Here is a 22351-nt window from a genome sequence, read left to right as displayed (position 1 = left end):
CTTCGATTAGGCGATGAAGGCCGCAGCCTTCATCGTAAACGGCGTTCTTAGTTTGTACGACGACGCGTTAACGCCACGCCAGCACCAACGAGTGCACCCACAATCCCCCACATGATCATCAGGAATGCGCGGCGCGGACTGTCGCGTTTTACAGGTTCTTCAGGCGTTCTCAAATAACGATAGGTCTGAAAACGCGGATCCAGCGATGGGCCGACATTAAGCGTATTGAGCATCGCGCGGTTTTGATCGTAGTCGAGATCAAAATCAGGCCCAACGGCCTGCAGGTTTTCCAGACGCGCCTGCAGCATTGGGCGACCAAGAAGGAACATTTCAGAATCAGGCAATTCATCAGCCGGAACATCCGTCTCAGTGCGGGAAATGTTGTGCTGCTCCGCAATTTTCAGCGCCTGCTGAATGTTATGCACGCGGCGCGCAAAAATGGCGTTTGCCACCTCTTCCTGACGTTTGACCTGCGCCTTCATCTGGATAGTGCGCGCTGCCCAGGCGCCTTTAAGCTCTTCATTCAGATGGCTGGCGGCACGCTGGCTGGCAAACGCGACGTACTGGCGCAACAGGTTGTTTGCATCCGGCGCGGTTTCGGCAATCAGCTTGACGCTGTCGTTGACGTTACGCAGCACGTCGCCTGGCATGAACTGAATATTGTTAATCAGATCGTCCAGCAGCGCGGCATCGGCTTTGGTGTTATCAACCCGACGCTGCTTGAAGTAATCTGTCTGGGACCAGAAATCGCGGCGCGTATCCCACGAGGCCAGCTGCATCACAAACTCTTTGTAGGCCTCATCCATAACGGAAGCCTGATCCGGGGTGGCAAGGCTGGCTTTAATATCCAGGTTTCGCAGGAACTGCTGCTGGGAGTAGTACCCTCCGAGCATGTTAACCGTGGGTCTGTCCGTGATTGCCGTGGCGCTCCACTCCTGTTTTGCAAAGAACGTGTAGGCTAGCGCTAACAGTGCAAACCCCAGCGCGATCCCCACAATCCAAAGTTTGCCTGCCCATAACACGCGAAACAAACCCCGAATGTCCAGTTCATTCTCTGTTACCACTGATTTCGCTCCCGCCAACGGTTGAGTCATCATAGTCCCGGTTTTACTTAGTTAATGTTGTGTTTTTGCTACTGTTACGTCGCATCCTGCGCTTAATACGTTTAATGAATCGCGCCACCTTCCATGCGCGCTTAATGCAGTAGCCGTAGAGAGAAAATGCTAGCAAGAACAATACCAACATGGCCCACTCAGGCACAAAGTGCGTATATTCCGCCGTCACGCCAATCCCCGCTAGAATAGCAGCCGCCAGCGTAATAAGCACAAATGCCTGCCGGGAAGTGAATCCGGCTCGCATGATCAAATGATGAATGTGCTGACGGTCAGCAGAGAATGGACTCATTCCTTTACGCAGGCGGCGATACATAATCGCAACCATATCCATTAAGGGGATGGCAATAATCCATAGCGCCGTTACCGGACTGATGGGATGCACATCGCCCTGAGTGGTTTCCAGCAAGATCCAAATGACAGTAAAGCCGATAAGCGTGCTACCCGCATCGCCCATGAAGACTTTATAGCGTCGGCCCAATGCGCCGAGATTTAACAGGATATAAGGCAGGATGGCAGCAATCATGGCGAAACACCACATAGCAAGGCTATATTGCCCATCGAACCATAAAATGAAACCAATGGCGGCAAATGAGACGCAGGACAGGCCACCAAGCAAACCATCAATACCGTCAACCATGTTGAACGCGTTAATCGCCACCCACACGGCAAAAAGTGTCAGGAAATAGCCGAATGGGCCGAGTTCCATCTCCCAGGCCCCGAAAATATAGCCCAGGCTACTCAGGTGCAACTTAGCAAACACCATCATTGCAATAGCGACAGCTGCCTGAACGAAAGCGCGGATTTTGACGCTGATGTCGTATCTATCGTCCAGCGCACCAATCACAACAAGAACTGTTGAGCATATGAGATAAAGCCTGGCATGCGGAATATAGTAATCTGCAATAGCAAAAGTGAAGCAGATCCCCGCAAAAACAGAGATGCCACCGACCAGAGGGATCATGCCTTGATGACGTTTACGGAAGTTGGGTTTATCCACTAAGCCCAGATATTTTGCAACCTTACGTGCCAGAAACAAAAAGCAGGTGGTAAACAAGAAAATACTGGTTAGTTCAGTAAACGTATCAAGTAGGTTCACAATGGATGTTCTCAACAAATGTTAGTCAAGGAAGTATAACCATCAAGGGGCCGCGCCTGAAGTTATAAAGCAAACCTCTTACAATTCCATTTGTTTATTATTCAAGCTATTAATGTTTTTACTGTGCGAATTATCTTATTGTCGCACTGACCGGTCAAAATTGGGAGTAGGCGATACTAGCGTATAGTCCATAAAAGAAAAACGCCACGTAAAAACGTGGCGTTCGCTGGCTTTATTTACGTTACGAGCGCTTCATCATGTCGAAGAAATCGTCGTTGGTTTTGGTCATCGCCAGTTTGTTAATGAGGAACTCCATCGCGTCAATTTCACCCATTGGATGGATGATTTTGCGCAGGATCCACATTTTCTGCAGCTCTTCCTGCGTGGTGAGCAGCTCTTCCTTACGGGTACCGGAACGGTTGTAATCGATAGCCGGGAAGACGCGTTTTTCAGCGATCTTACGAGAGAGGTGCAGTTCCATGTTACCTGTACCTTTAAACTCTTCGTAGATAACCTCGTCCATTTTGGAGCCGGTATCGATCAGCGCCGTTGCGATGATGGTCAGGCTGCCGCCCTCTTCCACGTTACGTGCCGCACCGAAGAAGCGTTTTGGACGGTGCAGGGCGTTAGCGTCCACACCACCGGTCAACACTTTACCGGAAGCTGGCACCACGGTGTTGTAGGCACGCGCCAGACGGGTGATGGAGTCAAGCAGGATGATCACGTCTTTCTTGTGCTCAACCAAGCGTTTCGCCTTCTCGATAACCATTTCCGCAACCTGAACGTGGCGAGATGCTGGCTCGTCGAAGGTAGAAGCAACCACTTCACCTTTAACCAGACGCTGCATCTCGGTCACTTCTTCCGGACGTTCGTCAATCAGCAGCACCATCAGCACGCAGTCTGGGTGGTTGTAGGCAATGCTCTGCGCGATGTTCTGCAGCAGCATGGTTTTACCCGCTTTTGGCGGGGCCACAATCAGACCACGCTGGCCGCGACCGATTGGCGAGGCCAGATCCAGGACGCGCGCGGTTAAGTCTTCGGTAGAACCGTTACCACGCTCCATGCGCAGGCGAGAGTTCGCGTGCAGAGGCGTTAAGTTCTCAAAGAGGATCTTGTTACGCGAGTTTTCTGGTTTATCGAAGTTAACTTCATTGACTTTCAACAGCGCAAAGTAGCGTTCACCCTCTTTAGGAGGACGAATCTTACCTGAAATGGTGTCACCAGTGCGGAGGTTGAAACGGCGGATTTGGCTGGGGGATACGTAGATGTCGTCAGGGCCGGCGAGGTAGGAGCTGTCTGCAGAGCGGAGGAAACCAAATCCGTCTTGCAATATCTCCAGCACACCGTCGCCAAAGATATCTTCGCCACTCTTAGCGTGCTGCTTCAGGATGGCGAAAATGATGTCCTGCTTGCGCATACGAGCCTGGTTTTCCAGTCCCATATTTTCGCCGAGAGTGATCAGCTCAGAAACCGGCGTATTCTTTAATTCGGTAAGATTCATAATGGTGTGGGTTCTTAAACTCGGAGTGATTCTCGAACTTAATGTTGTGAATGGTATGGCAGGGTCATCCATGCCTGTTTAGCGGCCATCACCTCATGTCTGTTCGCTGTCTGGTCACAGGGAAAAAACGCAGAACTGAAACGACAAGACGGATTGAGTGACAAGCCCGGAATTTAGCCACTTCACGCATTGTTCATGTCAACAAAGGGAAGTATCGGGTAAAACAAGATTCAAACAATAGATATGTTTAAAACGAAGTCATAGCTAACTTAGCACGACTTCAGCCGGGCGTCCAGAGTTCCACATCATTTAGCCGGGGGCTCTGGACGCACAGCGGAGAAACCTTACGCCAGGTTAGCGTCCAGGAACTCTTTCAGCTGACCTTTGGACAGCGCGCCCACTTTGGTCGCCGCCACTTCGCCGTTTTTGAACAGCAGAAGGGTCGGGATGCCACGGATACCGTATTTCGGTGCGGTGCCCGGGTTCTGGTCGATGTTCAGCTTGGCAACCGTCAGTTTGCCCTGATATTCGTCAGCGATCTCATCCAGAATCGGGGCGATCATTTTGCAAGGACCACACCATTCAGCCCAGAAATCGACGAGGATCAGCCCGTCAGCCTTAAGTACGTCCGTGTCAAAACTGTCGTCAGTCAGGTGAATAATTTTATCGCTCATATATAACTCCACAGGAATAAGCCTGGTACGTTGGTTTTGTCTCCACCAACGACGTGTTGATGTCGCATTAACCAACTAAAGGTTGACTTTATTTCACCGGATACGCTTTCGTAAAGCAATAGTAAGCTGATATTCTACCACACTATGAGCAAAACACATTTAACAGAACAGAAGTTTTCCGACTTCGCCCTGCACCCAAAAGTGATCGAAGCCCTTGAAACAAAAGGGTTTCATAACTGCACGCCCATTCAGGCTCTCGCCCTGCCGCTGACGCTGGCCGGTCGCGATGTTGCAGGGCAGGCGCAAACCGGTACCGGCAAAACGATGGCGTTTTTAACGTCAACGTTCCATTATTTACTTTCTCACCCAGCGATTGCAGACCGCAAAGTTAACCAGCCGCGCGCGCTAATTATGGCCCCGACGCGAGAACTGGCGGTACAGATCCATGCAGACGCTGAACCCCTGGCACAGGCTACTGGTCTGAAGCTTGGCCTGGCCTATGGCGGCGACGGCTACGATAAGCAGCTGAAAGTGCTGGAAAGCGGCGTGGATATCCTGATTGGGACCACCGGCCGCCTTATCGACTACGCCAAACAGAACCATATCAACCTCGGCGCCATCCAGGTTGTGGTGCTTGATGAAGCTGATCGTATGTACGATCTGGGCTTTATTAAAGATATCCGCTGGCTGTTCCGCCGCATGCCGCCGGCAAATCAGCGCCTGAACATGCTGTTCTCTGCCACCCTTTCTTATCGCGTACGCGAGCTGGCGTTCGAGCAGATGAACAACGCCGAGTATGTGGAAGTGGAGCCGGAGCAGAAAACGGGCCACCGCATTAAAGAAGAGCTCTTCTATCCTTCCAATGAAGAGAAAATGCGTCTGCTGCAAACGTTGATCGAAGAAGAGTGGCCCGATCGCGCCATTATCTTCGCGAACACTAAACACCGCTGTGAAGACATCTGGGGCCATCTGGCTGCCGACGGTCACCGTGTTGGCCTGTTGACCGGCGACGTGGCGCAGAAAAAACGCCTTCGTATCCTCGACGAGTTCACCCGTGGCGATCTTGATATTCTGGTCGCAACCGATGTGGCGGCACGTGGTTTACACATTCCGGCCGTGACGCACGTCTTTAACTACGATCTGCCAGACGACTGCGAAGACTACGTACACCGTATCGGTCGTACCGGTCGTGCGGGCGCAAGCGGTCACTCGATTAGCCTTGCGTGTGAAGAGTATGCGCTGAATCTTCCAGCCATTGAGACCTACATCGGTCACTCTATTCCGCAGAGTAAATACAATCCGGAAGCGTTGTTAAGCGAACTGCCGCCGCCTAAGCGTCTTTCCCGCCCGCGCTCCGGCAATGGTCCGCGTCGTTCAGGCGGCGCACCGCGTAATCGTCGTCGTTCAGGTTAATACATTATGCTCAGCTCCACCTCGCTCTATGCGGCAATTGATCTCGGTTCGAATAGTTTTCATATGCTGGTTGTGCGTGAGGTGGCGGGAAGCATACAAACGCTGACGCGCATTAAGCGCAAGGTCCGCCTCGCGGCGGGCCTGAGCAGCGATAATTACCTCTCGCCTGAAGCCATGGAACGTGGCTGGCAATGCCTGCGGCTCTTTGCTGAGCGTCTGCAGGATATCCCGCATGCTCAAATCACCGTCGTCGCCACAGCGACGCTCAGACTGGCGGTTAACGCCGTAGATTTTATTGCCAAAGCGCAGGAAATTCTGGGGTGTCCGGTTCAGGTGATCAGCGGTGAAGAAGAAGCACGCCTGATCTACCAGGGCGTTGCCCACACCACCGGAGGTGACGATCGCCGTCTGGTGGTGGATATCGGCGGTGCCAGTACCGAACTGGTAACCGGCACCGGCGCGCAGGCGACGTCGCTGTTCAGCCTGTCGATGGGCTGCGTAACCTGGCTTGAACGTTACTTTACTGACCGGAATCTGGGTAAAGAGAACTTCGACGAGGCGGAAAACGCCGCGCGCGCAGTGCTACGCCCGGTAATGGACGAACTGCGCTATCACGGCTGGAAAGTCTGCGTCGGGGCTTCGGGTACCGTGCAGGCCCTGCAGGAAATCATGATGGCGCAGGGCATGGACGAGCGGATCACGCTTGCCAAACTTCAGCAGCTTAAACAGCGTGCCATTCAGTGCGGACGTCTGGAAGAGCTGGAAATTGAAGGCCTGACGCTGGAACGTGCCCTGGTTTTCCCAAGCGGGCTGGCCATTCTGATCGCCATATTCACCGAACTAAATATCCAGTGTATGACCCTGGCCGGCGGCGCGCTGCGCGAAGGTCTGGTCTACGGGATGCTGCATCTGTCGGTGGATCAGGACATCCGCAACCGTACGCTGCGCAACGTCCAGCGTCGTTTTCTGGTTGATATCGATCAGGCTGGCCGCGTATCACAGCTGGCATCACGCTTTGCCGACCAGGTCGCTAACGCCTGGGATCTTGATCATCTGAGCCGCGATTTATTGCTGAGCGCCTGTGCGCTGCACGAGGTGGGGCTCAGCATAGATTTTAAGCAGGCACCTGCTCACGCAGCGTATCTGGTGCGCAACCTGGATTTGCCGGGCTACACGCCCGCACAGAAAAAGCTGCTGGCAACGCTACTGCTGAACCAGACCAACGCCGTCGATCTCTCCTCTTTGCATCAGCAAAATGCCGTACCGCCGCGCGTGGCCGAGCATCTGTGTCGCCTGCTGCGTCTGGCAATTCTGTTTGCCAGCCGCCGCCGCGATGATTTGTTACCCGCCATTAATCTGCTAGCCGATGATGAGAAGCTGACGCTGACGCTGCCGGAAAACTGGATTGAGAATCACCCGCTTGGGGCAGAGATGATCGAGCAGGAGTGCCAGTGGCAGAGCTATGTGCACTGGGTGCTTGAGGTGAAGTAATACGCTGAACACTGCCGGGTGGCGGCTTCGCCTTACCCGGCCTACTCATCATTATCCCTTCTCTTTGGCTTTTGCCAGCATGGCGCGAATGTTCGCCACGTTAGCCTGCCCTTTGTGCATCCGCTCTTCCGCGGTAATCACTTTGCGCTCCTGTTCCCAGATCAGATCGTCCTGCGGCAGTTCCAGCAGGAAACGGCTGGGTTCCGGGCGCACGAGTTCACCGTACTGACGGCGCTCTTTACAGAGCGTGAAGGTCAGCTCCTTTTGCGCGCGGGTGATCCCCACGTAGGCCAGACGGCGCTCCTCGTCGACATTATCTTCATCAATGCTGCTCTGGTGCGGCAATAAACCTTCTTCCATACCGACCAGATACACATACGGAAACTCGAGCCCTTTTGACGCATGCAGCGTCATCAGCTGAACCTGGTCGGCCTCTTCTTCGCTCTCGCCGCGCTCCATCATGTCGCGCAGGGTAAAGCGGGTGACCACCTGCGTTAACGTCATCGGCTCATCTATCTCAGAGCCTTCCAGCATTTCGGTCATCCAGCTAAAAAGCTGGTTAACGTTTTTCATACGCATTTCTGCCGCTTTCGGGCTGGCAGAGGTTTCGTACAGCCAGGATTCGTAGTCAATGCCGTGGATCAGATCGCGTACCGCCGCCACGGGCTCGCGCTCAGCCAGGCGCTGCACTTCACCCAGCCAGTGAGTGAAGCGGGTTAAATTATCATACCCGCGCCCCGTCAGCGTCTGGCTCAGCCCCATATCAAAGCTGGCGGTAAACAGGCTCTTATTGCGGGTCATCGCCCATTCGCCCAGCTTTTGCAGCGTCGCCGGACCAATCTCGCGCTTTGGTGTATTCACGATGCGCAGAAATGCGCTGTCGTCATCCGGGTTCGTGAGCACGCGCAGATAGGCCAGCAGATCTTTAATTTCTGGCCGCGAGAAGAACGAAGTGCCGCCGGAAATTTTGTACGGAATGCGGTTCTGCATCAGCATCTTTTCAAAGACGCGCGACTGGTGATTGCCGCGATAGAGGATCGCGTAATCCTTGTATTCGGTTTTATTGACGAAGTGGTGGGCGATCAGTTCGCCCGTCACGCGCTCCGCCTCATGCTCTTCATTATTGGCGCTGAGCACCTTCAGCTCCGTACCGTAGCCAAGTTCGGAGAAGAGACGCTTTTCAAAAACGTGCGGGTTATTGGCAATCAGGATGTTTGCCGCCTTCAGGATGCGCCCGGAGGAACGGTAGTTCTGCTCCAGCTTAATCACCTGCAGCGCGGGGAAATCTTTGCTCAGAAGCACCAGGTTTTGCGGGCGTGCGCCGCGCCAGGAGTAAATTGACTGGTCATCATCGCCAACCACGGTGAAGCGCGCGCGCTGCCCCACCAGCAGCTTCACCAGCTCGTACTGGCTGGTGTTGGTGTCCTGATACTCATCCACCAGCAGGTAGCGGATTTTATTCTGCCAGCGCTCGCGCACCTCTTCATTTCGCTGTAAAAGCAGCGTCGGTAAGAGGATCAGATCGTCGAAGTCCAGCACGTTGCATGCTTTCATGTGCGCGTCGTACAGACCATAGCAGTGGGCAAAGATCCGATCCCGTTCGCCTTTGGCGATCGCCGCAGCCTGGGCCGGGGTCATCAGATCGTTTTTCCAGTTCGAGATCGTTGAGATCAGCTGCTGCAACAGCACCTTATCATCCTCGATCAGCCCCTCGGTGAGCTCTTTGAGCAACGCCACCTGGTCGGTGTCATCGAACAGCGAAAAGTTGGATTTCATCCCCAGCGCGGCGTATTCACGTTTAATGATATCCAGCCCCAGCGTGTGGAAGGTAGAGATCATCAGCCCGCGCGCCTCTTTGCGCCCCAACGTCTGGCCGACACGCTCTTTCATCTCGCGCGCCGCTTTGTTGGTAAAGGTAACCGCCGCAATGTGGCGGGCCTGATAGCCGCAGCCGCGGATCAGGTGCGCAATCTTATTGGTGATGACGCGCGTTTTACCGGATCCTGCGCCCGCCAGCACCAGACACGGTCCGGTTACAAATTCGACGGCTTGTTGTTGTCCGGGATTTAAACGCATAAATGATCGCTCAATGAAAGTCAGGAGGGGAGAATAACAGCGTGGTAGTATAGCGAGCCTAATCCATACCACTCAAGGCACGATCATGGCAAAAACAGCAGCAGCACTGCATATTCTTGTTAAAGAAGAGAAACTGGCTCTGGATCTTCTGGAGCAGATCAAAAACGGCGCCGACTTCGGCAAGCTGGCGAAGAAGCACTCTATTTGCCCGTCAGGCAAGCGTGGCGGCGATTTAGGCGAATTCCGTCAGGGCCAGATGGTTCCGGCGTTCGATAAAGTGGTCTTCTCCTGCCCGGTGCTGGAGCCAACCGGTCCGCTGCATACCCAGTTCGGTTATCACATTATTAAAGTGCTGTATCGCAAATAAAAAAGCCGGGTGGCGGCTGCGCCTTACCCGGCCTACATCTTACGTTTTTGTAGGTCGGGTAAGCGAAGCGCCACCCGACAAGGTTGTTAACCTGCTACAGCAATACGTTTCATATCGGTCATGTAGCCACGCAGTTTGTGGCCCACTTTCTCGATCTGGTGGCTGCGAATCGCTTCGTTTACGTCGCGCAGCTGCGCGTTGTCTACCGCACCTTCCGCAATCGCTTTGCCCAGATCGCCCGTCTGCAGTGTGGTCATGAACTCTTTCAGCAGCGGTACGCAGGCGTAAGAGAACAGATAGTTACCGTATTCTGCGGTATCAGAGATAACCACGTTCATTTCGTACAGACGCTTACGGGCGATGGTGTTCGCGATCAGCGGCAGCTCGTGCAGAGATTCGTAGTACGCCGACTCTTCGATGATGCCGGAATCCACCATGGTTTCGAACGCCAGCTCAACGCCTGCTTTCACCATCGCAATCATCAGTACGCCTTTATCGAAGTACTCCTGCTCGCCGATTTTACCTTCATATTGTGGCGCGGTTTCGAACGCGGTTTTACCGGTCTCTTCACGCCAGGTCAGCAGTTTCTTGTCGTCGTTGGCCCAGTCCGCCATCATGCCGGAAGAGAATTCGCCGGAGATGATGTCGTCCATATGTTTCTGGAACAGCGGCGCCATAATGGTTTTCAGCTGTTCAGACAAAGCGTAAGCACGCAGTTTTGCCGGGTTTGACAGACGGTCCATCATCAGCGTAATGCCGCCCTGCTTCAGCGCTTCGGTGATGGTTTCCCAGCCGAACTGAATCAGTTTTTCTGCGTATGCCGGGTCGGTACCTTCTTCCACCAGCTTGTCGAAGCAAAGCAGAGAACCCGCCTGCAGCATGCCACACAGAATGGTCTGCTCGCCCATCAGGTCAGATTTCACTTCCGCAACGAAGGAAGATTCCAGCACGCCAGCGCGGTGACCGCCGGTCGCCGCAGCCCAGGCTTTGGCAATCGCCATGCCTTCGCCTTTCGGATCGTTTTCCGGGTGAACTGCGATAAGCGTCGGCACGCCGAAGCCACGCTTGTACTCTTCACGCACTTCGGTACCCGGGCACTTCGGCGCCACCATCACTACGGTGATGTCTTTACGGATCTGCTCGCCCACTTCAACGATGTTGAAGCCGTGGGAGTAACCCAGCGCGGCGCCGTCTTTCATCAGCGGCTGTACGGAACGCACCACGTCAGAGTGCTGCTTGTCTGGCGTCAGGTTAACGACCAGGTCCGCCTGCGGGATCAGCTCTTCATAGGTACCCACTTTGAAGCCGTTTTCAGTCGCTTTACGCCATGAAGCGCGCTTTTCGGCAATCGCTTCTTTACGCAGGGCGTAAGAGATATCCAGACCGGAGTCACGCATGTTCAGGCCCTGGTTCAGGCCCTGTGCGCCACAGCCGACGATGACCACTTTTTTACCCTGAAGGTAGCTTGCGCCATCGGCAAATTCATCGCGCGCCATGAAGCGGCATTTGCCCAGCTGCGCCAGCTGCTGGCGCAAGTTCAGTGTATTAAAGTAGTTAGCCATGGGTGATACCTCGTGATGTTGTGTGTCTTATTGTTCGGTTCGCGTTTCAGCGAGAATGTACCCACATTACAACAGGAAATTTATTGCGGAAATTGATATATTCACAACGTCACATTGCAATTTTTGCAATGTAAAAAGAGGGAGTGGAATCGGTGGATTTACGCGATCTAAAAATGTTCCTGCACCTGGCGGAAAGCCGTCACTTTGGCCGCAGCGCCCGGGCGATGCACGTCAGCCCGTCCACGCTTTCGCGCCAGATCCAGCGCCTTGAGGAAGACCTCGGCCAGCCGCTTTTCGTGCGCGATAACCGTACCGTTACCCTCACGGAAGCGGGCGAAGAGCTGCGCATTTTTGCCCAGCAGACGCTATTGCAGTACCAGCAGCTGCGGCACTCTATTGATCAGCAGGGGCCATCACTCTCCGGTGAGCTGCATATTTTCTGCTCCGTAACCGCCGCCTACAGCCATCTGCCCCCCATTCTCGACCGCTTCCGCGCAGCGCATCCGTCGGTTGAAATTAAGCTCACCACCGGCGACGCCGCCGACGCAATGGAAAAAGTGGTGACCGGCGAAGCGGATCTGGCCATTGCCGGAAAACCCGAAACCCTGCCGGGCGCGGTGGCGTTCTCGATGCTGGAGAATCTGGCGGTGGTGCTGATTGCCCCGGCCCTGCCCTGCCCGGTGCGTAATCAGGTATCGGTAGAAAAACCGGACTGGTCCACGGTACCGTTTATCATGGCCGATCAGGGGCCGGTGCGCCGCCGCATCGAGCTGTGGTTCCGCCGTCAGAAAATCAGCAATCCGTCGATTTACGCCACCGTTAGCGGTCATGAGGCGATGGTGTCGATGGTGGCGCTCGGCTGCGGCGTGGCGCTGCTGCCGGAAGTGGTGCTGGAAAACAGCCCGGAACCGGTGCGTAATCGCGTGATGATTCTGGAGCGCAGCGACGAGAAGACGCCATTTGAGCTAGGCGTGTGCGCACAAAAAAAGCGGCTGCATGAGCCGCTTATTGATGCGTTCTGGACGATATTGCCGAACCACTAGCTAGCCAGCCAGAAAGAACCTGAACGCCGGGTTATGGGTTTCGTCGTGGCACTCATAGCCCAGCTCGTTCAGGCGCGTTTCGAAATCCGGCTCGTGCTCGCCCAGTTCGAACGCCGCCAGCACGCGCCCGTAGTCGGTGCCGTGGCTACGGTAGTGGAACAGAGAGATGTTCCAGTGCGTGCCGAGCGTGTGCAGGAACTTGAGCAACGCGCCCGGCGATTCCGGAAACTCGAAGCTGAACAGGCGTTCCTGGAGCGGCTTTGAGGGACGACCGCCAACCATGTAACGCACATGCAGCTTAGCCATTTCATCGTCGGACAGATCGACCACGCTGTAGCCGCCTTCATGCAGCAGGCTGAGGATCTCTTTACGCTCCTCCACGCCACGGCTCAGACGCACGCCGACAAAAATGCAGGCATCTTTCGCATCGGCAAAGCGGTAGTTGAACTCCGTTACCGAACGACCGCCCAGCAGCTGGCAGAACTTGAGGAAGCTGCCCTTCTCTTCCGGGATGGTCACCGCCAGCAGCGCTTCACGCTGTTCGCCCAGCTCGCAGCGCTCGGAAACGTAGCGCAGGCCGTGGAAGTTCACGTTCGCACCAGAGAGCACGTGCGCCAGACGTTCGCCGCGAATGTTGTGCTGGGCGATGTATTTTTTCATCCCCGCCAGCGCCAGCGCGCCGGACGGCTCCGCCACCGCACGTACATCTTCGAACAGATCTTTCATTGCCGCGCAGATGGCGTCGCTGTCGACGGTGACGATATCGTCCAGATACTCCTGGCACAGACGGAACGTTTCATCGCCAATGCGCTTCACCGCCACGCCCTCGGCAAACAGCCCGACACGCGGCAGGTCTACCGGATGACCGGCGTCCAGCGCCGCCTTCAGGCAGGCAGAGTCTTCCGCCTCAACGGCGATGACTTTGATCTGCGGCATCAGCTGTTTAATCAGCACCGCCACGCCTGCCGCCAGCCCGCCGCCGCCCACCGGGACGAAGACGCGGTCGAGATGGGCATCCTGCTGCAACAGCTCAAGCGCCAGCGTGCCCTGCCCGGCAATCACCATCGGGTGATCGAACGGCGGCACCCAGGTGAAGCCCTGCTGCTGCGCCAGCTCGATCGCTTTGGCTTTGGCTTCGTCAAAATTCGCGCCGTGGAGCAGCACTTCTCCGCCAAAACCGCGCACCGCGTCGACTTTGATGTCGGCGGTAGCAACCGGCATCACGATCAGCGCTTTCAGACCCAGACGAGCAGACGAGAACGCCACGCCCTGCGCATGGTTGCCCGCCGACGCGGTAATCACGCCGCGCGCTTTTTGCTCGTCGGTCAGCCCGGCCATCATCGCGTAGGCGCCGCGCAGCTTAAAGCTGTGCACCGGCTGGCGGTCTTCGCGCTTCACCAGAACGACGTTGTCGAGGCGCGAAGAGAGTTTTTCCATTTTCTGCAGGGGGGTGACCTGCACGGCTTCATAGACCGGCGCGCGCAGCACCGCTCTCAGGTATTCCGCCCCCTCGGGGGCGGCGGATAAGGGTTGTGACTCGGCCATCATTAGCCCCCAAGTTTAGATTTATCGCGCACCGCGCCTTTATCTGCACTGGTTGCAAGGCTCGCATAGGCGCGCAGGGCGAAGGAGACTTCGCGCTGGCGATCTTTCGGCGTCCAGGCTTTGTCGCCGCGGGCTTCCTGCGCTTCACGACGGGCCGCAATCTCCTGGTCGCTCAGCTTGAGCTGAATGCCGCGATTCGGAATGTCGATTTCAATCAGATCGCCATCTTCGATGATCGCGATGTTGCCGCCGCTTGCCGCTTCCGGGGAGACGTGGCCGATGGAGAGACCAGACGTGCCGCCGGAGAAACGCCCGTCGGTGATCAGCGCGCAGGCTTTACCGAGGCCCATCGATTTCAGGAAGGTGGTCGGGTAGAGCATCTCCTGCATGCCCGGGCCGCCTTTTGGCCCTTCGTAGCGAATGACAACCACGTCGCCTTCCACCACTTTGCCGCCGAGGATGGCATCTACCGCTTCGTCCTGGCTTTCATACACTTTCGCCGGACCGGTGAATTTCAGGATGCTGTCGTCCACGCCAGCGGTCTTCACGATGCAGCCATTTTCTGCAAAGTTACCGTACAGCACCGCCAGACCGCCGTCTTTGCTGTAGGCGTGCTCCAGCGAGCGGATGCAGCCTTCAGCACGGTCGTCATCCAGCGTGTCCCAGCGGCAATCCTGCGAGAACGCCTGGGTGGTGCGAATACCGGCCGGACCGGCGCGGAACATCTTTTTCACCGCGTCGTCTTTGGTCAGCATCACGTCGTACTGGTCCAGCGATTCCGGCAGCGTCAGGCCGAGGACGTTTTTCACGTCGCGGTTCAGCAGCCCGGCGCGATCCAGCTCGCCCAGAATACCTATGACGCCACCTGCACGGTGCACGTCTTCCATGTGGTACTTCTGGGTACTCGGCGCGACTTTACACAGTTGCGGCACTTTGCGGGAGAGCTTATCGATGTCGCTCATGGTGAAGTCGATTTCGGCTTCCTGCGCGGCGGCCAGCAGGTGCAGAACGGTGTTAGTGGAGCCGCCCATGGCGATATCCAGCGTCATGGCGTTTTCGAACGCCGCTTTACTGGCGATATTGCGCGGCAGCGCGCTGGCATCGTCCTGCTCGTAGTAGCGTTTGGTCAGCTCAACGATACGTTTACCGGCGTTGAGGAACAGCTGCTTACGGTCGGCGTGGGTCGCCAGCAGCGAGCCGTTGCCCGGCTGGGAAAGGCCCAGCGCTTCGGTCAGGCAGTTCATGGAGTTGGCCGTGAACATGCCGGAACAGGAGCCGCAGGTCGGGCACGCGGAGCGTTCCACCTGATCGCTCTGCTCGTCAGAGACTTTCGGGTCTGCGCCCTGGATCATCGCATCGACCAGGTCGAGCTTGATGATTTTGTCGGAGAGCTTGGTTTTACCCGCCTCCATCGGACCGCCGGAGACGAAGATCACCGGAATGTTCAGGCGCAGGGAGGCCATCAGCATCCCCGGGGTGATTTTGTCGCAGTTGGAGATACAGACCATCGCATCGGCGCAGTGGGCGTTGACCATATACTCCACCGAGTCGGCGATCAGCTCGCGCGACGGCAGTGAATAGAGCATTCCCCCGTGGCCCATTGCGATACCGTCATCCACCGCAATGGTGTTGAACTCTTTCGCCACGCCGCCGGAGGCTTCGATTTGCTCGGCAACCAGCTTACCGAGATCGCGCAGATGCACGTGGCCCGGTACAAACTGGGTGAAGGAGTTCACCACGGCGATAATCGGCTTGCCGAAATCGGCGTCGGTCATTCCGGTGGCGCGCCACAATGCGCGGGCACCCGCCATGTTACGGCCGTGGGTGGTGGTGGCTGAACGATACTTAGGCATGCTTTATTGACTCCCGTCTGACTATTTAATGGGACGGTGCGTGCCGTCCCACATTTATACTTAGTGATTAACCTGATCCAACCAGCCGTATTTGTCTTCTGTTTCGCCGGTGAAGAGGCCGAAGAAGGCTTGCTGGATGCGTTTGGTCACCGGACCACAGCGGCCTTCACCCACCTGAATACCATCGACGCTGCGAACCGGCGTGATTTCAGCCGCGGTACCGGACATGAACACTTCGTCTGCCAGGTAGAGGGATTCGCGGGACAGCACCTGCTCGCGCACTTCGATACCAAGGTCTTTCGCCAGCTTGATGATCGCATCACGGGTGATGCCCGGCAGCGCGGACGAGGTGAATGGCGGCGTAAACAGTATGCCGTCTTTTACTTCAAACAGGTTTTCGCCCGCGCCTTCTGAAATGTAGCCGTTCACGTCGAGGGCGATGCCTTCCTGATAGCCGTGGCGGCGCGCTTCGCTGCCGACCAGCAGTGAGGAGAGGTAGTTACCGCCCGCTTTAGCGGCGGTCGGGATGGTGTTTGGCGCCACGCGGTTCCAGGAAGAAACCATTGCGTCGATCCCCTGATCCAGTGCTTCTGCGCCCAGGTAGGCACCCCACGGGAACGCGGCAATGATCACATCGGTGTTGTAACCGGCTGGCGGGTTCACGCCCATGCCGACGTCGCCCACGAAGACCAGCGGGCGAATATAGGCGCTGGTCAGTTTGTTCTGGCGAATCACTTCGCGGCAGGCTTCCATCAGCTCATCAACGCTTTGAGAGACCGGGAAACGATAAATTTTGGCTGAGTCATGCAGACGCTGCATGTGTTCGCGATGGCGGAACACCACTGGCCCTTTGTGAGAATCGTAGCAACGGATGCCTTCAAACACGGAGGTACCGTAGTGCAGCGCGTGGGACATCACGTGAACTTTCGCGTCTTCCCAGCGAACCATCTCACCATTGAACCAAATGTAATCAGCTTTTTTTGTCGTCATTTTTTCGTCCTGTCACGCTCAAGCGCGGATTTGTTGTGATGTGGTTGTGCTCTGGCAGATGGCAACATGGGCAACGTCTACCAGCTTTGATAACTGACTAAACAGTAAGTCGACCGGCCGCGGGCTGGCAACGGTTAATTCGATACTGATGTTCTGGGCGTCGGTGGCCGTTTCCATATTCATAGAGCAAATCTGAAAACCACGGTGGCGGACCACACGCAAAACGCGTTCTAACGTTTCCGGGTTGAAGCGAGCCTGCACGGCGACCTGATGTTGCATCATGATAATTTCTCCAGCATTTGTGAGTTACTGGCACCGGGCGGTACCAACGGCCAGACGTTCTCAAGCTCGTCGATTGAGACATGAAGCAGGTATGGCCCTTCGCTTGACAGCATGGTGTCGAGTGCCGCTTCAACCTGGTCTTTACGGGTGATGTGCTGGCCAGGAATGCCGAAGGCGCTGGCCAGGGTGAGGAAATCGGGGTTATCGGTCAGGGTTGTCTCGCTGTAACGCTCCTGGAAGAACAGCTGCTGCCACTGGCGAACCATCCCTAAACGCTGGTTATCGAGCAACACGATCTTCAGCGGTAACTGCTTGCGCTTCACGGTGCCGAGCTCCTGAACGTTCATCATGAAGGAGCCGTCACCGGAGATACAGATCACGGTATCGTTCGGGCGGGCCACCTGTGCGCCTACGGCAGCCGGCAGGCCGAAGCCCATCGTGCCTAAGCCGCTGGAGGTGATGAAGTTCTCCGGGCGGGTGTAGGTCATATGCTGGGCTGACCACATCTGATGCTGGCCCACATCGGTCGTCACCACGCTGTCGGCGGGTTTACGGTCGGACAACTGCTTCAACAGCAGCGGCGCATAGATGGCATCGCCTGGGTGATCGTAACGCCAGGCATGCTCAGCGCGCATGTCTGCGGTGTGCTGACGCCATGCGTTGATATCCAGCGGCTGCTCCAGCGCCGGTAACAGCGCGTTAAGATCGCCCTGCAACGCCACGTGCGCCTGACGCAGTTTGTTCATCTCCGCCGGGTCGATATCCATATGGATCACTTTGGCATTCGGCGCGAAGGTATTCAGCTTGCCGGTGACGCGGTCGTCAAAACGGGCGCCTGCGACGATAAGCAAGTCGCACTCCTGCACCGCCAGGTTTGCCGCTTTAGTGCCGTGCATTCCCAGCATGCCGAGGTAGTACGGGTAGTCCGCGTCTACCGCACCCAGACCTTTCAGGGTGCAGGTGGCGGGCATTTGCGTGGTTGCAAGGAACGCGCGAAGCGCCGGAACAGCCTGCGCCATACCCACCCCACCGCCGACGTACAGCATCGGCTGCTTCGCCTGCGCCATCATCTGACGCGCCTCTTCAACCTCTGCATGGGGAAACGCATTGTCGCTTTCCACGGTGGAGAAATGCGGCTCCAGATCGCCAAGTGCAACCTGGATATCTTTCGGGATATCCACCAGAACAGGGCCAGGACGGCCAGAACTGGCAACCTCGAACGCTTCGGCCATCACGCGCGGGAGCTCTTCGAGGGACTGAACGAGGAAGCTGTGCTTGGTGCAGGCCAGCGATAAGCCGAGGACGTCTACTTCCTGGAAGGCATCGGTACCGATGAACGGAGAGGCCACCTGACCGGTAATCGCCACGACAGGGACTGAATCGAGCAGCGCGTCAGCCAGGCCGGTGATCAGGTTCGTTGCGCCCGGACCTGAGGTCGCCATGCATACACCGGTTTTACCTGTCGCGCGGGCATAACCAATGGCTGCCATCGCTGCGCCCTGCTCGTGTCGGCACAAGAGGTGTTCCACGCCGCCGTCATACAGTGCATCGTAAATCGGCATAATTGCGCCACCCGGATAACCGAATACGGTTTCGACTCCCTGCGCGCGCAACGCATGTACTACCCATTGTGCCCCATTCATAGTTAGTTCCCCGTCATAAATCTGGAGAAACAGAATTTTGTGCTAGTCGTCATTCTCTGCTCCTCATTTAAGTTTTTTAGTCATAAAAAAACCCCCGGACCTTTCGGTGCGGGGGTCTTAGTTCGTTAAGGCTTGATTTCTAAGCCTTTCCTCGTCCAAGTGCAGCCCCGCACGGTGGGATAATAATCACCACCACGCTAATCACGACCAGGCTAATCACTCGTAGAAGGGCTGTCATTTTCAGTTCTTTTTGCATCTTGTTCGAAGGAATACCTAAAGAGTTATCACAGAATTCAAAACAAACACAAGATTTATTTATGGCTCATTTGATTAGCCAGCAAATCATATTTCTTAAAATCGTTGTTTTATATGAGGAAAATAGAAAATGAATATTTTTCATTTTTTTCACTGCTGACCACAACGTCAAAACGCGGTTTTTCACGTTCTGCGAGAAGGCTTCCATGATTATGCAATGGCATGAATGCGGCATAAAAAATCCTGAAAAGGTGCCGTAAATTCGCAAAATGACGCTAAAAGGACGATATAGCCGCTGGCATAGTCATACCAGGAGGTAGTGCAAATGTCACTGTCAGTTGTTTATACACGTGCGGCTCTCGGGGTGAAGGCACCGCTGATTTCCGTAGAGGTTCATTTGAGTAATGGGCTGCCCGGACTCACGCTTGTCGGGTTACCTGAAACCACGGTTAAAGAGGCCAGGGACCGCGTTCGTAGCGCAATAATAAACAGCGGTTATACCTTCCCCGCAAAGAAGATCACCATCAACCTTGCTCCCGCCGACCTGCCCAAAGAGGGTGGGCGATACGATTTACCTATCGCAATTGCGCTTCTCGCGGCTTCTGAGCAGCTTAATACGACCAGGCTAGGCTCGTATGAGTTCGTGGGTGAACTCGCGCTCACAGGCGCACTGAGAGGCGTTCCCGGTGCGATATCGGGAGCGCTAGAAGCCATACGTGCAGGGCGGCAAATCGTTGTGGCCAATGAAAACGCATCAGAAGTGAGTCTTATTGCAGAAAAGGGATGTCTCGTCGCCGGGCATCTTCAGGAAGTGTGCGCCTGGCTGGAAGGCCGCCATGAACTGTCCGAGCCGGAAGAGTGCGAAGAGGCTATAGCGGATGCGCCAGAAGACCTCAGCGAGATCATGGGACAGGAGCAAGGGAAACGGGCGCTGGAGATTACGGCAGCGGGTGGGCACAATCTCCTGCTGATTGGCCCGCCGGGTACGGGCAAAACCATGCTGGCAAGCAGGCTAAGCGGATTGCTCCCGCCGCTTAATAACCATGAAGCGCTGGAAAGCGCCGCCATCTATAGCCTGATCGGTTCGACGTCGTTGCACAAACAGTGGCGTCGACGTCCCTTTCGTTCCCCGCATCATAGCGCGTCACTGACGGCAATGGTCGGTGGTGGGTCTATTCCGGGGCCGGGTGAGATCTCGCTGGCACACAATGGCATTCTGTTTCTCGATGAGCTGCCTGAGTTTGAGCGCCGCGTGCTGGATGCGCTGAGGGAGCCCATTGAATCCGGTGAGATACATATTTCACGCACGCGAGCCAAAATAAGCTATCCCGCCCGTTTTCAGCTCGTGGCGGCGATGAACCCCAGTCCGACGGGGCATTATCAGGGCAACCATAACCGCTGTACGCCAGAGCAGACGCTGCGCTATCTGGGAAAGCTGTCTGGCCCGTTTCTCGACCGTTTCGATTTATCACTGGAAATCCCCCTTCCGCCGCCGGGCCTACTCAGGCAGACGGATAGACTGGGTGAAAGCTCCGCGCATGTTCGCGAGCGGGTTATCGCGGCACAGGCGAGACAGTATGCCCGTCAAAACAGGCTGAATGCACGACTGGATAATGCAGGGATCCGACAGTTTTGTTCTCTTAACGTTGAAGATGCGGCTTGGCTGGAGGAGACGTTGACGCGCTTCGGGCTTTCCATACGTGCGTGGCAGCGCTTGTTAAAAGTAGCCAGAACCATTGCGGACGTGGAGGGCTGTACTGATATTGCGAGGATACACTTGCAGGAAGCGCTGAGCTATCGGGCGATTGATCGTTTGCTTTTGCATCTGCAAAAGTTACTGGCATAAAAAAGGGGCCGTAGCCCCTTTTTTATTAGTCGTCAGACTCGGTGTAGTCTTCTGCACCTTCCATCTGCGGTTTACCGCCAGACAGCGTATGGAAACGTTTTGGACGCTTAATGCGAGCCATGTACTTGATCCATACACGTTCCGCTTCAGACTGCGGCTCACGCTCACCACGGCACACTGAGACAAACTGTTTTTCATCTTCAGTTGCAGGCTCACGTTTACCCAGATCCAGCTCGTTAAAGGCATAACCATGACGCTCAAGCAGCTGCGCCTCTTTGATGGTGAAATCGCCGTGACGAGAGAACCCGCGCGGATAATGTTTATTGTCGAAAAAACGATTAGTCGTCGTAAAGCTTTCCGCCATCCTACACGCTCCTAATTCTTTGGCCGAGCTATTTATGGCGCGGAGTATTAGTTACGCTTGACAGAGTGTAAAACAAAACATTTAAATCATAACGACAAATTATTTTGCGGAGAAAGATGTGGATACGGAATTGCTAAAAACTTTCCTTGAAGTGAGTAGAACGCGTCACTTCGGGCGAGCCGCTGAAGCCCTTTACCTGACGCAGTCAGCAGTCAGTTTTCGTATTCGACAGCTGGAAAATCAACTGGGTGTGAATCTTTTTACCCGCCATCGCAACAATATCCGCCTCACGCCTGCCGGTGAAAAACTGCTTCCGTATGCGGAGACATTGATGAATACCTGGCAGGCAGCGCGCAAAGAGGTTGCGCATACGTCGAGGCACAACGAGTTCTCGATAGGGGCCAGCGCATCTCTGTGGGAATGCATGCTCAGTCAGTGGCTTACCCGGCTATATCACTCCCATGGCCATTTACAATTTGAAGCCAGAATTGCGCAACGTCAGTCGCTGGTTAAGCAACTTCATGAGCGTCAGTTGGATCTGCTGATCACTACAGAAGCCCCCAAGATGGACGAATTTAGCAGCCAGATTGTTGGACAGTTCGGTCTGGCTCTTTATGCTTCTGAACCCTCAAAGATGAAAGCAGACCTGACCTATTTGCGGCTGGAGTGGGGACCTGATTTTCAGCAACATGAGACGGGATTGATCGCACCTGATGATGTTCCACAGTTAACAACCAGTTCTGCCGAGATTGCCTGTCAGCAACTCCCCTTGCTGAAGGGTTGCACCTGGTTACCAGTCCGTTGGGCAGACACCAAGCCTGGACTGCATACCGTGGTGGATTCCACCACCCTTTCGCGGCCGCTGTATGCGATTTGGCTGCAAAATAGCGACAAGCAATCGCAAATAAAAGATCTATTAAAAATCAATGTAATGGATTGAGGCTGAGGCCAGCAGGGACGCTGGCTGCATTTAAGAATGGTGAAATTTCACCGGGTTTCAGGCAAAAAAAATCCTTTGCCGAAGCAAAGGATTCTATATGGCAGGGGCGGAGAGACTCGAACTCGCGACACCCGGTTTTGGAGACCGGTGCTCTACCAACTGAGCTACGCCCCTAAAGTTTTTTGCCATTAAGCCTGCCATTACTGGCAGGCTTAATGTCTTAATAAGTGGCGGAACGGACGGGACTCGAACCCGCGACCCCCTGCGTGACAGGCAGGTATTCTAACCGACTGAA

General features: G+C 55.4%; 20 protein-coding genes and 1 tRNA gene. 6 read left to right on the top strand and 15 right to left on the bottom strand.

Annotated elements, in window-relative coordinates; all coding sequences use genetic code 11:
* Window positions 1–47: 47 nt before the first annotated feature.
* From wzzE to trxA, 4 genes are all read right to left on the bottom strand, one after another.
* The gene (gene wzzE, locus IM299_RS20010) at window positions 48–1094 is read right to left on the bottom strand and encodes an ECA polysaccharide chain length modulation protein (RefSeq protein WP_028014813.1); all 1047 of its coding nucleotides are present in this window, start codon (window positions 1092–1094) and stop codon (window positions 48–50) included.
* 13 nt (window positions 1095–1107) lie between these two features.
* Window positions 1108–2211, bottom strand: a complete 1104-nt coding sequence (gene wecA, locus IM299_RS20005; protein WP_028014814.1) for a UDP-N-acetylglucosamine--undecaprenyl-phosphate N-acetylglucosaminephosphotransferase — start codon at window positions 2209–2211, stop codon at window positions 1108–1110.
* A 241-nt stretch (window positions 2212–2452) separates the two neighbouring features.
* On the bottom strand, window positions 2453–3712 hold the full coding sequence (gene rho / locus IM299_RS20000; RefSeq protein WP_008501566.1) for a transcription termination factor Rho: 1260 nt from the start codon (window positions 3710–3712) through the stop codon (window positions 2453–2455).
* A gap of 344 nt (window positions 3713–4056) precedes the next feature.
* Window positions 4057–4386: a thioredoxin TrxA gene (trxA, locus tag IM299_RS19995; protein WP_006179218.1), complete on the bottom strand. Its 330-nt coding sequence runs from the start codon at window positions 4384–4386 to the stop codon at window positions 4057–4059.
* Between the two features lie 144 nt (window positions 4387–4530).
* Between trxA and rhlB the strand changes: the two genes are divergently transcribed.
* Both rhlB and gppA read left to right on the top strand, forming a co-directional pair.
* Window positions 4531–5799, top strand: a complete 1269-nt coding sequence (rhlB, locus tag IM299_RS19990; RefSeq protein WP_028014815.1) for an ATP-dependent RNA helicase RhlB — start codon at window positions 4531–4533, stop codon at window positions 5797–5799.
* Between the two features lie 6 nt (window positions 5800–5805).
* Window positions 5806–7290 (top strand): guanosine-5'-triphosphate,3'-diphosphate diphosphatase, encoded by a 1485-nt coding sequence (gppA, locus tag IM299_RS19985; RefSeq protein WP_047366695.1) that lies wholly within the window; start codon window positions 5806–5808, stop codon window positions 7288–7290.
* A gap of 51 nt (window positions 7291–7341) precedes the next feature.
* On the opposite strand, the gene rep is transcribed toward gppA, so the two are convergent.
* Window positions 7342–9366, bottom strand: coding sequence for a DNA helicase Rep (gene rep / locus IM299_RS19980; RefSeq protein ID WP_028014817.1), 2025 nt, complete (start codon window positions 9364–9366; stop codon window positions 7342–7344).
* 85 nt (window positions 9367–9451) lie between these two features.
* Here rep and ppiC point away from each other — a divergent pair, with 85 nt between their 5' ends.
* Window positions 9452–9733 (top strand): peptidylprolyl isomerase PpiC, encoded by a 282-nt coding sequence (ppiC, locus tag IM299_RS19975; protein WP_004886861.1) that lies wholly within the window; start codon window positions 9452–9454, stop codon window positions 9731–9733.
* A gap of 86 nt (window positions 9734–9819) precedes the next feature.
* Here ppiC and ilvC read toward each other — a convergent pair whose 3' ends face one another.
* The gene (ilvC, locus tag IM299_RS19970; RefSeq protein WP_021242831.1) at window positions 9820–11295 is read right to left on the bottom strand and encodes a ketol-acid reductoisomerase; all 1476 of its coding nucleotides are present in this window, start codon (window positions 11293–11295) and stop codon (window positions 9820–9822) included.
* A gap of 152 nt (window positions 11296–11447) precedes the next feature.
* On the opposite strand from ilvC, the gene ilvY reads away from it, so the two are divergent.
* Window positions 11448–12338, top strand: a complete 891-nt coding sequence (gene ilvY, locus IM299_RS19965) for an HTH-type transcriptional activator IlvY (RefSeq protein ID WP_008501572.1) — start codon at window positions 11448–11450, stop codon at window positions 12336–12338.
* Here the strand turns inward: ilvY and ilvA are convergent, their stop codons facing one another.
* The 7 genes from ilvA to ilvL all read right to left on the bottom strand — a co-directional run bounded on the left by ilvA (window position 12339) and on the right by ilvL (window position 18889).
* Complete coding sequence (ilvA, locus tag IM299_RS19960) at window positions 12339–13883, bottom strand: threonine ammonia-lyase, biosynthetic (protein ID WP_193358012.1); 1545 nt, start codon at window positions 13881–13883, stop codon at window positions 12339–12341.
* A gap of 2 nt (window positions 13884–13885) precedes the next feature.
* Window positions 13886–15736 carry a dihydroxy-acid dehydratase gene (gene ilvD, locus IM299_RS19955; protein WP_047366694.1) on the bottom strand — a complete coding sequence of 617 codons (1851 nt, stop codon included), beginning with the start codon at window positions 15734–15736 and terminating at the stop codon, window positions 13886–13888.
* A gap of 60 nt (window positions 15737–15796) precedes the next feature.
* Complete coding sequence (gene ilvE / locus IM299_RS19950; RefSeq protein ID WP_003860182.1) at window positions 15797–16726, bottom strand: branched-chain-amino-acid transaminase; 930 nt, start codon at window positions 16724–16726, stop codon at window positions 15797–15799.
* An 18-nt stretch (window positions 16727–16744) separates the two neighbouring features.
* Window positions 16745–17008, bottom strand: coding sequence for an acetolactate synthase 2 small subunit (gene ilvM / locus IM299_RS19945; protein WP_003860184.1), 264 nt, complete (start codon window positions 17006–17008; stop codon window positions 16745–16747).
* On the bottom strand, window positions 17005–18651 hold the full coding sequence (ilvG, locus tag IM299_RS19940; protein WP_048957433.1) for an acetolactate synthase 2 catalytic subunit: 1647 nt from the start codon (window positions 18649–18651) through the stop codon (window positions 17005–17007). The genes ilvM and ilvG overlap by 4 nt, the downstream gene beginning before the upstream one ends.
* 2 nt (window positions 18652–18653) lie before the next feature.
* A complete protein-coding gene (gene ilvX, locus IM299_RS19935) occupies window positions 18654–18704 on the bottom strand; it encodes a peptide IlvX (protein ID WP_166792073.1) in 51 nt (16 codons plus the stop codon).
* 86 nt (window positions 18705–18790) lie between these two features.
* Window positions 18791–18889 carry an ilv operon leader peptide gene (ilvL, locus tag IM299_RS19930; protein ID WP_001311244.1) on the bottom strand — a complete coding sequence of 33 codons (99 nt, stop codon included), beginning with the start codon at window positions 18887–18889 and terminating at the stop codon, window positions 18791–18793.
* A 342-nt stretch (window positions 18890–19231) separates the two neighbouring features.
* Between ilvL and IM299_RS19925 the strand changes: the two genes are divergently transcribed.
* Window positions 19232–20752 carry a YifB family Mg chelatase-like AAA ATPase gene (locus IM299_RS19925; RefSeq protein ID WP_193358000.1) on the top strand — a complete coding sequence of 507 codons (1521 nt, stop codon included), beginning with the start codon at window positions 19232–19234 and terminating at the stop codon, window positions 20750–20752.
* Between the two features lie 25 nt (window positions 20753–20777).
* Here IM299_RS19925 and IM299_RS19920 read toward each other — a convergent pair whose 3' ends face one another.
* A complete protein-coding gene (locus tag IM299_RS19920) occupies window positions 20778–21116 on the bottom strand; it encodes a DUF413 domain-containing protein (RefSeq protein ID WP_008501577.1) in 339 nt (112 codons plus the stop codon).
* A 118-nt stretch (window positions 21117–21234) separates the two neighbouring features.
* Between IM299_RS19920 and hdfR the strand changes: the two genes are divergently transcribed.
* The gene (hdfR, locus tag IM299_RS19915) at window positions 21235–22056 is read left to right on the top strand and encodes an HTH-type transcriptional regulator HdfR (RefSeq protein ID WP_028014823.1); all 822 of its coding nucleotides are present in this window, start codon (window positions 21235–21237) and stop codon (window positions 22054–22056) included.
* A 98-nt stretch (window positions 22057–22154) separates the two neighbouring features.
* Here hdfR and IM299_RS19910 read toward each other — a convergent pair.
* Window positions 22155–22230 (bottom strand) — tRNA-Trp (locus IM299_RS19910).
* Window positions 22231–22351 lie beyond the last annotated feature (121 nt).

Origin of the sequence: Enterobacter cloacae complex sp. P47BA (genome assembly GCF_014930485.1) — a bacterium.
Taxonomy (GTDB): domain Bacteria; phylum Pseudomonadota; class Gammaproteobacteria; order Enterobacterales; family Enterobacteriaceae; genus Enterobacter; species Enterobacter bugandensis.
Note: the sequence above shows the minus strand (reverse complement) of the source record. Positions and strands in the feature narration are given on the sequence as shown.